The following is a 9,723-nucleotide window of genomic DNA, read 5'->3' as shown; positions in this document are numbered from 1 at the left end:
CATATGCTCGCCACCATCGGCATCCGCGAAAACTTCCGCCTGCTGACCACCGGCGATGTGTCGGATGCGGCCCTCACACGCTACGCCGAACATCTGATGGCCGAACCCGCGCCGGAACCGCCCGTAGAAGCCCTGCTTGCCCGTTTCGAAAAACAGCGCCTGCATAGCACTCCTTACGCGCAAGCCCGCGACATCACCGGAGAGACGGTGCTGCCCCTGATCGAAGGCGATCCGATGAACGGCAAGGAAACCGACCCACTGCTGAATGATGCCGACTGGCTACGGCTGCAAAATATCTGCGGCGGCTAAGGCAGAGATACACACTCCGACCTTCCACGCAAAAGGCCAGCCGGATCGCCCCGACTGGCCTTTTGTCTGTACTGTCGTGCGGATGCGTCAGCGGATGTAGGCATCGCCGTAACCGGCACCGCGCAACTTACCCAAAGCCGCCGGTGCAGCGGACGCGCCAAAGGGCCCTGCCTGCACCGACAGATAGGTCTTGCCGCCGCGGGTGGACTTACCGATGCGCGCGCCCATCCCCATCCGCGCGATACGTTGTGCCGCGCGCTGCGCGTTCGCGCTGTCCCCATAGACGCCGATCTGCACATAGGTCTTACCTGCGGCACGCGGGGTCGCTGGGGCTGTGGCGACTGGCTTGGGGGTCGAACGGCTGGAGTAGACCGGCTTGCGCGCGGCAGGCGCTGCGTTCTTGTTGCGGACGATACGTTTGACCAGTTGGCCGTTGCGCTTGGCAAAACTCACCTCGCCCAACTCGCGGCGCTGCTGCTCGACCGAGGTATAGGGGTAGACCAGCGGCAAACGCGCGGTCACGTCCTGCCCTGTGCTTTGGTTCACCAGACGGCGCGGCACGGTGTTGGTCCAGATCAACAACATCTTGGACCGCCCCTCAAGGTTCTGTTCGGCCCGCTTGGGGTTCAGACGGTCGTCTTCCCACACGGGGCGATATCCTTTGGGCACCGAGACGTTGGCATAGGTGTTCTGGCGGTTGATCGCGACATGTTTCGGCACGATCCGCGTATGCGCATGCGCCGCTGCGGGTCTCGCCGTAGTTGTGACGCTGCCTGTGGCTGCCCCATAGGACGGCGCAGATGCCACGGCCCCGGCCTGCGCGGTGGAGGGCAGGATCGGCGCGGTTTGCGGGCCGCAACGCACGGCGAGCCCCTTGGTCCGCGACCCGGAGTATTGCTGGCTGATGGCAGAGCGTCCGGCACAGGTGGTCGGCACCTGCGCCACCGCCACCGGCGCTTGCGCGCGCGGTGCGGCTGGCACGTCGACCGAGCGTGGCACCGGCTGGCGTACCGGCTTGGGTGCTTTCTGGCGTACAACAACCGGCTTGGCCTTGCGCTGTGGCAGAGGGCGTGCCGCAACCGTGGGCTGTTTGGCCGCGGCGGGCGCGTTGTTCACGGTGATCTGCACCGGCGCGTCAGCACCACCGGCAGGCGCGCTGGCCGCTGTCTGCACATTGGTCGGCTTGAAGCCGCAGACCCCCTGACGCTTGCGCGACACGCGCGGCACCCAGGTCACATTGCCGTCGATACCGGCCCGAATAAACACACAGCCTTTGCTGTCGACATATTGCTTGCCCTTATACGAGGCCGACGGGAATTCCGCCGGTTGATCGCGAAAGCTTTGCGCTTGGGAAATACCTGCCCCAAACGTCGTCATCAATGCCGCAACTGCCACAATACTAGTAAATTTCATCTGCGCCCCCACACAATGTAGTACATAAACCATGCGCGATCCCGGTTTCAGAGTAAAGCACCCTGATCACCGGATCGCCCATTTTGCGCCTTACTTGGTCCCGAACATCCGGTCACCGGCGTCACCAAGCCCGGGAATGATATACCCCTGCTCGTTCAGCTTCTCGTCGACCGCCGCGGTGACGATCGGCACATCGGGATGCGCCTCTTTCATGCGGGCCACGCCTTCGGGGGCCGCCAGCAGACACAGGAAGCGGATATTGGTCGCACCGGCTTTCTTCAGCATGTCGATCGCAGCCACGGATGAATTACCGGTGGCGAGCATCGGGTCCACGGCGATCACCAGACGGTCGTCCATACCCTCGGGCACCTTGAAATAGTATTCCACTGGCTGCAACGTTTCCTCGTCACGATACAGGCCAACAAAGCCTACCCGTGCCGAAGGGATCAGTTCAAGCACGCCATCCATCAACCCGTTGCCCGCCCGCAGGATAGAGATCAGCGCCAGCTTCTTGCCGTCCAGCGTAGGTGCGTCCATCGGCTGCATCGGCGTGTCGATCCGCTTGGTCGTCATCGGCAGGCCGCGGGTCACCTCATAGGCCAGAAGCTGGCTGATCTCGCGCAGTAACTGGCGGAACGCCGCGGTCGATGTGGATTTATCCCGCATGATTGTCAGCTTGTGCTGCACCAGCGGATGATTAACGACGGTCAGGTGTTCAACGATATCGGACATCGGGGCGCTCTCCATATTACTTGGCTGAACTCATGCCCCGAAAAGCCGTGCCCCGCAACCATCGCATCTTCGCCAGCTTCATTTTGCCAGTCAAACTCCGGGGGGATCGCGGCCCTGCCGCGATGGGGGCTGGTCCCCATCCGACCGATACGCCGCCGAACAGAGTTTAGTCGGGCACCGCAACCCCAAGATGCCGCGCCACCAGCCCAGCAACATCGCGAAAGCCGATCTGCCCCAAGCGGCCAGCACCCTGCCCTGCCACCAGAACCGGTGCCCGTTCGCGGGTGTGGTCGGTGCCCACCCAAGTCGGGTCGTTCCCGTGGTCTGCGGTCAGCACCAGCAGATCCCCGTCCCGCAGTTGCCCCAGCAGCTTACCGATCTCGGCATCAAACCACTCAAGCGCGCGGGCATAGCCCGACACATCGCGCCGGTGCCCATAAAGACTGTCAAACTCCACAAAATTCGCAAACGTCAGGCTGCCGTCTTCGGCGCTTTCAACCAGATCACCAAGATGGCCCATCAATGTCTCGTCAGACCCTTTGCGCACCTCGTCAAACCCGGTCATCGAAAAAATGTCGCCGATCTTTCCAACGGCATAAACACGGGCACCGCTGTCCTGCACCCAGTTGCTCAGCACCGGCGCGGGTGGCTTGATCGCGAAATCACGCCGGTTGGTGGTGCGGGTAAAACCGCTTTGTGCATCCCCGACGAAGGGACGCGCGATCACCCGTCCGACTTTCATCTCATGCGCGATCGGGGCCATGTTTTCGCATAGGTCCAACAGCCGTTGCAGGCCGAAACTCTCTTCATGCGCGGCGATCTGCAACACGCTGTCAGCCGAGGTATAGCAGATCGGGAAACCGGTCTTGATATGCTGCGCGCCGAACTCCTCGATAATGGCGGTGCCGGGGGCGTGGCAATTCCCCAAGATCTCGTCCGTGCCAGCAAAGGCCGCAAGCTGCGCGACCAGCGCGGGCGGAAAGGACTTCGACACATCGGGAAAGTAATGCCACTCCCACGGGACCGGCAAACCGGCCAATTCCCAATGGCCCGAGGGCGTATCCTTGCCGCGCGAGATTTCTGTAGCCGCGCCCCATGTGCCGCTGACGGTGCCATCAAGGCTTGCGATATGCAGCCCGCTGGCCAGTTCAATCGCGGGGCCAAGCCCCAGCGACGCCATATGCGGCACGATCAAAGGGCCGCTGCGCCCGTCTTCCGCACGGCCCTCCGCACAGGCCTGCGCGATATGACCAAGGGTATTCGCGCCGGTGTCCGGCACACGCCCGTTAAAGAAGGTGTCCGCATCAGGGGCACCGCCGATACCGACTGAATCCATCACAACCAGAAAAGCACGCGCCATCAGCCGACCCTCTCTACAATCAAATCCGGCACGGCGACCGGCTTCGGGCCGATGGTGATCGCACCGCGCACCGCCTGTGCGGCCCGCTCTGCGTCACCGGCGCGGGCGGCATGGACCACCGCCAGTGGCCCTTTGGACGATACTTTCGCCCCCAGGCGGACGACATCCGAAATCCCCACGGCAGGGTTGATCTGGTCCGTCTCGACCGCGCGCCCGCCGCCCAAAGCGACGACCGCAAGGCCCAAGGCCTCGCCATCAATCGCGGTCACATATCCGGTTTTCGGAGCGGGGACCTCGCCGATGATCGTCGCCTCGGGCAGGAACCGCGTCCAGTTTTCGACAAACTTCGCAGGCCCGCCCATGGCCGCGATCATCACGCCAAAGCGTTCCGCCGCGCGGCCCGACCGGATCGCCTGCACGATCATATCCGCCCCGACCTGCACATCGCCCGCCAGACCTGCATTGGCCAGCAACACCCCCCCAAGAGCCGCACAGACCGAGACAATCGGCCCCTTGTTGTGCCCCGTCAGCACGCGCATCACCTCGGCCACTTCCAGCGCGTTCCCAAGGCTCGGCACCAGGGGCTGGCTCATATCGCTGATCACCGCCGTCGTCCGGCATCCACTCGCATTCGCAGTCTTGGTCAACGCCGTCGCTAGCGCCTGCGCCTGCGCCAGATCTTTCATGAAGGCACCGCTGCCAACCTTGACGTCCAAGACCAAACCATCCAGCCCCGCCGCCAGCTTCTTCGACAGGATCGACGCGGTGATCAGATCAAGGCTGTCCACGGTCGATGACACATCGCGCACTGCATAAAGCCGCTTGTCTGCGGGGGCGATACCGTCGGTCGCACTGACAATCGCACAGCCTGCCTTGGCCACCACGGCGCGAAACTGCGCTTCGTCCAATGTGGTATTCACACCCGGAATGGCCTCGAGCTTGTCCAGCGTCCCGCCGGTATGCCCCAACCCACGCCCCGAGATCATCGGCACATAGGCCCCGCAGGCGGCCAAGGCAGGGGCCAGCACAAGGCTGACGCAATCGCCCACACCGCCCGTCGAATGTTTATCCAGCACCGGCCCGTTCAGATCCCAGTCGAACACCCGCCCGCTGTCGCGCATGGCGAGCGTTAGGGCCACGCGGCCCACATCGCTCAGCCCGACCTGACAGACCCCCATCGCAAAGGCCCCCGCCTGCGCATCACTGACCCGCCCGTCGGCAAGGGCCATCGCGAACCAGACAAGCTCTTCTCGGTTCAGCGACCGCCGGTGCCGCAGTTTGGACAGGATCGCGCGGGCATCCATGGCTTAGCCCTCCATATGCGCGCGGCCAAAGGCACCGGGCAACAGCTCGGCCATGGTCATCACCTCTTCAACGCCCGACAGGGTCGCCATGGTCACCCGCGCGTCCCCCTGACCGAATTCAGCCAGTTTCTGACGGCAGCCGCCACAGGGCGTGACGGGCGTGGGGCTACCCGCGATCACATAGGCCTCGACAAAAGCCGTCTCGCCCGCCGCGATCATGGCGGCGATGGCACCGGCTTCGGCACAGGTGCCTTCCGGGTAGGCGACGTTTTCCACGTTGCAGCCGACAAACACCGCACCCGAGGCCGTGCGCAACGCGGCCCCCACCTTGAAGTTGGAATAGGGCGCATAGGCATTTTCCTGCACGGCGCTGGCGTGCTGTCGCAAATCACTGGTCATAATTCCCCCAAGTTTCACAAAACTATAAAAACCTTTCGCCAAAGTTGCGATGCCAAAAGCGGAAAAATGCCATGCTTCATTTTGCCAGACAAACTCCGGGGGAATCGTGGCCTGCCACGATGGGGGCTGGCCCCCTTCCCGCCCCATAATCTGCGCCGCATGGGCGGTGACACGCCCCGCTCCAAAAGTCGTGTTGGCGCGGCTGGCAAAATAGTTTAACGCTAAACTACTCTCTTAAAGGACCGCCAAAACATGACCGATGCGCCCAATCTGCGCCAAGCCGCACTTGACTATCACGCTTTCCCCAAGCCCGGAAAACTCGAAGTGCGCGCGACCAAACCACTGGCGAACGGCCGCGATCTGGCGCGCGCCTATTCCCCCGGCGTGGCCGAAGCCTGTCTTGAAATCAAGGCTGACCCGACCACAGCCGCGCATTACACCACCCGCGCGAACCTTGTGGGTGTGGTGACCAATGGCACGGCGGTTCTGGGGCTCGGCAACATCGGCGCGCTGGCCTCCAAACCGGTGATGGAGGGCAAGGCCGTCCTTTTCAAGAAATTCGCCAATATCGATTGCTTCGACATCGAGCTGGACCAGAACGACCCCGAAAAGCTTGCTGAACTGGTGTGCGCGCTAGAGCCGACCTTCGGCGCGATCAACCTCGAAGACATCAAGGCCCCCGATTGCTTTACCGTCGAACGCATCTGCCGCGAGCGGATGAACATTCCGGTTTTCCACGACGACCAGCACGGCACCGCGATTGTCGTTGGGGCCGCCGTGAAGAACGCGCTTTTCGTGGCGGACAAGAAGTTCGAGGACATCAAGATCGTATCCACAGGCGGCGGCGCGGCGGGCATCGCTTGTCTGAACATGCTGCTGAAACTCGGCGTGAAGCGCGAGAACGTCTGGCTTTGTGATATTCACGGTCTGGTCTACGAGGGCCGCGAGATCGACATGAACCCGATCAAATCGGAATACGCGCAGAAATCCGACCTGCGTGATCTGGCCGATGTGATCCATGACGCCGACCTGTTCCTCGGCCTCTCTGGTCCCGGTGTCCTGGGCCCCGAAATGGTGCAGAAAATGGCACCGCAGCCGATCATCTTTGCGCTGGCCAACCCCACGCCGGAAATCATGCCCGATCTGGCCCGTGCGGTGGCTCCTGATGCGATTATCGCAACGGGACGGTCGGATTTTCCCAATCAGGTCAACAACGTATTGTGCTTCCCCTTTATCTTCCGCGGTGCGCTGGATGTGGGGGCAACCACGATCAATGACGAGATGAAGATCGCCTGTATCGACGGGATTGCCGCGCTTGCCCGTGCCACCACCTCGGCCGAGGCTGCCGCCGCCTATCAGGGCGAACAGCTGACCTTTGGCCCCGACTACCTGATCCCCAAACCCTTTGACCCGCGCCTGATCGGTGTCGTCTCTACCGCCGTGGCGAAAGCCGCGATGGAAACCGGCGTCGCCACCCGCCCGATCAAGGATCTGGCCGCCTATCGCCACAAGCTGGACAGCTCGGTCTTCAAATCGTCCATGCTGATGCGCCCCGTGTTCGAGGCCGCGCGCGTGGCCCCGCGCCGGATCGTCTTTGCCGAAGGCGAAGACGAACGCGTGCTGCGCGCCGCCCAAGCCATGGTTGAGGAAACCAAGGAACGCCCGATCCTGATCGGCCGCCCCGAGGTGATCGAACGGCGCATCGAAAAGGCTGGTCTGACAATCAAGCTGGGCGAGACGGTGGATCTGGTGAACCCCGAGAACGACCCGCGCTACCGTGACTATTGGGAGACCTATCACAACCTGATGGCCCGCCGCGGCGTGTCACCTGATATCGCGCGCGCCATCATGCGCACCAATACCACCGCCATCGGCGCGGTGATGGTGCACCGCGAAGAGGCCGACAGCCTGATCTGCGGCACCTTCGGGGAATTCCGCTGGCATATGAATTATATCGAACAGGTTCTCGGTCGCGACGGGCGGCGCCCCCATGGGGCCCTGTCGCTGATGATCCTGGAAGATGGGCCGCTGTTTATCGCGGATACGCAGGTGCATCTGCACCCCACCCCCGAACAGATCGCCGAAATCGCCATCGGCGCTGCACGTCACGTGCAACGTTTCGGCATCGAACCCAAGATCGCCCTGTGTTCGCAAAGCCAGTTCGGCAATCAGGGCGAAGGGTCGGGCAAACGTCTGCGCGCGGCGCTGCGGCTGCTGGATGCGGGCAACCATGATTTCTGCTATGAGGGCGAGATGAACATCGATGCCGCCCTCGACCCCGAGCTGCGCAGCCGTCTGCTGCCCTCGAACCGGATGGAAGGTGCCGCGAATGTTCTTGTCTTTGCCCATGCGGATGCGGCATCGGGCGTGCGCAATATTCTGAAGATGAAGGGGGGCGGGCTTGAGGTTGGGCCGATCCTGATGGGGATGGGCAACCGTGCCCATATCGTCTCTCCGTCGATCACCGCGCGCGGGCTGCTGAACGTCGGTGCTATCGCCGGTACGCCGGTCGCCGAATACGGCTGACGCCCCGCGTGAAAACGCCGCCCTTATGCGGGGCGGCGCATGGACCGGAACCGGCCGGAGTTACTTGGCCGGTTTGGTGCCCTTGGCCGCAAAGGGTGCCTTGATGTCAGACACGCTGCTTGGCATCGGCTTGGCAGGCCGTGCGTCTGCTTTGGCCTTTTTCTTCTTGTTGGCGAGCTTATCACCCATTGTTCTGAACCTTTGTTCAAAGACGAAGGGCGGCGACATGCCGTCCCTATCCGCGATGCTGCGCCCCTTTGCGTGATTGATCTGATCCAAATTCGACGCGGTAGGTCATATTCGACACGCGCTGCGCGAAAATCTGTGCGCTACCGGAAATAGGCCGAAACGCGCTTGTAAATTTTGACACCGCGCGCGGGGGAGCGGCTGTAAACTTTGTTGCCGGATGGCCGCGATATAGGCGCAAGCTCTTGCTCTTTCCCGCAGCCGTGGCCTACCAAATGGTATTCGCGTTCACGGGAGGGAGCCGCATATGGGATATCACGACATTTACAAAAGCTGTCAGGACAACCCTGAAGCCTACTGGCTAGAGCAGTCCAAAGCCATCGATTGGGAGGAAGCGCCCCGTCAGGCGTTGTTCGACAAGGGCAACGATCTGTACGAATGGTTCGCCGACGCCAAAGTAAATGCGTGCTATAATGCTGTTGACCGCCATGTGGAAAACGGGCGTGCCGATCAGGTGGCGATCATCCATGACAGCCCGATCACCGGCACCCAAACCAAGATCACCTTTGCCGAGCTGCAAACCCGCGTCGCCGCTGTCGCCGGTGCGCTACAGGCCAATGGCGTGGGCAAAGGCGACCGCGTGATCATCTATATGCCGATGGTCCCCGAAGCGCTTGAGGCGATGCTCGCCTGTGCGCGGATCGGGGCGGTACATTCGGTCGTGTTCGGCGGCTTTGCCTCGAACGAACTAGCCGTGCGGATCAACGACTGCACCCCCAAAGCGATCATCGCAGCATCCTGCGGGTTGGAACCTGCGCGCGTCGTGGCCTATAAGCCGCTGCTTGACGGGGCCATTGAACAGGCCGACCACAAACCCGATTTCTGCCTGATCCTGCAACGCGAACAGGCCCCCTGCGATCTGACACCGGGGCGCGATCTGGATTGGCACGCGGCGCAAAAAGGCACCACCCCCGCGCCCTGCGTCGCGGTGGAGGGCAACCACCCCGCCTACATTCTTTACACCTCGGGCACGACCGGCGCGCCCAAGGGCGTGGTGCGCCAAACCGCGGGGCATCTGGTGGCGCTGAACTGGACGATGAAGAACATCTACAACGTCGATCCGGGCGATGTCTTCTGGGCCGCCTCCGATGTGGGCTGGGTCGTGGGGCACAGCTACATTTGCTATGGCCCGCTGGTGCATGGCAACACCACCGTTGTGTTCGAAGGCAAGCCCGTGGGCACACCCGATGCGGGCACCTTCTGGCGCGTCATTTCCGAACACAATGTCCGCAGCTTCTTTACCGCCCCCACCGCGATCCGCGCCGTCAAACGCGAAGATCCCAAGGGCGAGGAGATTGGCAAATACGACATTTCCTGCCTGCGCGCGCTGTATCTCGCGGGCGAGCGCGCTGACCCAGACACCGTGATCTGGGCGCAGGAAAAGCTGGGCATACCCGTCTATGACCATTGGTGGCAGACCGAAACCGGCTATAC

Annotated in this window: 8 protein-coding genes and 1 pseudogene; 3 read left to right on the top strand and 6 right to left on the bottom strand. The window is 62.5% G+C overall.

The annotated features are described in order from the left end of the window. Nucleotides 1-309 (top strand): annotated as a pseudogene (locus B3849_RS15230) (hypothetical protein); the annotation flags it as partial. Between the two features lie 87 nt (nucleotides 310-396). On the opposite strand, the gene B3849_RS15225 reads toward B3849_RS15230, so the two are convergent. The 5 genes from B3849_RS15225 to B3849_RS15205 form a co-directional block, all read right to left on the bottom strand. Further along, nucleotides 397-1,755 carry an SPOR domain-containing protein gene (locus B3849_RS15225; RefSeq protein ID WP_278425549.1) on the bottom strand — a complete coding sequence of 453 codons (1,359 nt, stop codon included), beginning with the start codon at nucleotides 1,753-1,755 and terminating at the stop codon, nucleotides 397-399. A 57-nt stretch (nucleotides 1,756-1,812) separates the two neighbouring features. Then, the gene (gene upp, locus B3849_RS15220) at nucleotides 1,813-2,454 is read right to left on the bottom strand and encodes a uracil phosphoribosyltransferase (RefSeq protein WP_005849474.1); all 642 of its coding nucleotides are present in this window, start codon (nucleotides 2,452-2,454) and stop codon (nucleotides 1,813-1,815) included. Between the two features lie 166 nt (nucleotides 2,455-2,620). After that, nucleotides 2,621-3,814 (bottom strand): phosphopentomutase, encoded by a 1,194-nt coding sequence (locus B3849_RS15215; RefSeq protein WP_286780410.1) that lies wholly within the window; start codon nucleotides 3,812-3,814, stop codon nucleotides 2,621-2,623. Next, a complete protein-coding gene (locus B3849_RS15210) occupies nucleotides 3,814-5,118 on the bottom strand; it encodes a thymidine phosphorylase (RefSeq protein WP_037966163.1) in 1,305 nt (434 codons plus the stop codon). Before B3849_RS15210 ends, B3849_RS15215 begins: the two co-directional genes overlap by 1 nt. A 3-nt stretch (nucleotides 5,119-5,121) precedes the next feature. Continuing rightward, nucleotides 5,122-5,517 carry a cytidine deaminase gene (locus B3849_RS15205; protein WP_005849478.1) on the bottom strand — a complete coding sequence of 132 codons (396 nt, stop codon included), beginning with the start codon at nucleotides 5,515-5,517 and terminating at the stop codon, nucleotides 5,122-5,124. Nucleotides 5,518-5,769: 252 nt separating this feature from the next. On the opposite strand from B3849_RS15205, the gene B3849_RS15200 reads away from it, so the two are divergent. After that, nucleotides 5,770-8,043, top strand: a complete 2,274-nt coding sequence (locus B3849_RS15200) for an NADP-dependent malic enzyme (protein ID WP_286780409.1) — start codon at nucleotides 5,770-5,772, stop codon at nucleotides 8,041-8,043. A gap of 60 nt (nucleotides 8,044-8,103) precedes the next feature. Here B3849_RS15200 and B3849_RS15195 read toward each other — a convergent pair whose 3' ends face one another. Beyond that, nucleotides 8,104-8,232, bottom strand: a complete 129-nt coding sequence (locus tag B3849_RS15195; RefSeq protein ID WP_005849481.1) for a hypothetical protein — start codon at nucleotides 8,230-8,232, stop codon at nucleotides 8,104-8,106. A gap of 304 nt (nucleotides 8,233-8,536) precedes the next feature. On the opposite strand from B3849_RS15195, the gene B3849_RS15190 reads away from it, so the two are divergent. Continuing rightward, nucleotides 8,537-9,723, top strand: a 1,187-nt coding sequence (locus tag B3849_RS15190) for an AMP-binding protein (protein WP_286780408.1), incomplete at its 3' end; no start/stop codon positions are given.

The organism is Sulfitobacter sp. UBA4523, assembly GCF_002388305.1.
GTDB lineage: Bacteria > Pseudomonadota > Alphaproteobacteria > Rhodobacterales > Rhodobacteraceae > Sulfitobacter > Sulfitobacter pontiacus.
This window is presented reverse-complemented; position numbering and strand designations above follow the sequence as displayed.

Bases quoted from the DNA above. Each gene is read 5' to 3' on its own strand.
- B3849_RS15225 (WP_278425549.1), bottom strand. From the start codon at position 1,755: ATGGTTTATGTACTACATTGTGTGGGGGCGCAGATGAAATTTACTAGT.
- upp (WP_005849474.1), bottom strand. From the start codon at position 2,454: ATGTCCGATATCGTTGAACACCTGACCGTCGTTAATCATCCGCTGGTG.
- B3849_RS15215 (WP_286780410.1), bottom strand. From the start codon at position 3,814: ATGGCGCGTGCTTTTCTGGTTGTGATGGATTCAGTCGGTATCGGCGGT.
- B3849_RS15210 (WP_037966163.1), bottom strand. From the start codon at position 5,118: ATGGATGCCCGCGCGATCCTGTCCAAACTGCGGCACCGGCGGTCGCTG.
- B3849_RS15205 (WP_005849478.1), bottom strand. From the start codon at position 5,517: ATGACCAGTGATTTGCGACAGCACGCCAGCGCCGTGCAGGAAAATGCC.
- B3849_RS15200 (WP_286780409.1), top strand. From the start codon at position 5,770: ATGACCGATGCGCCCAATCTGCGCCAAGCCGCACTTGACTATCACGCT.
- B3849_RS15195 (WP_005849481.1), bottom strand. From the start codon at position 8,232: ATGGGTGATAAGCTCGCCAACAAGAAGAAAAAGGCCAAAGCAGACGCA.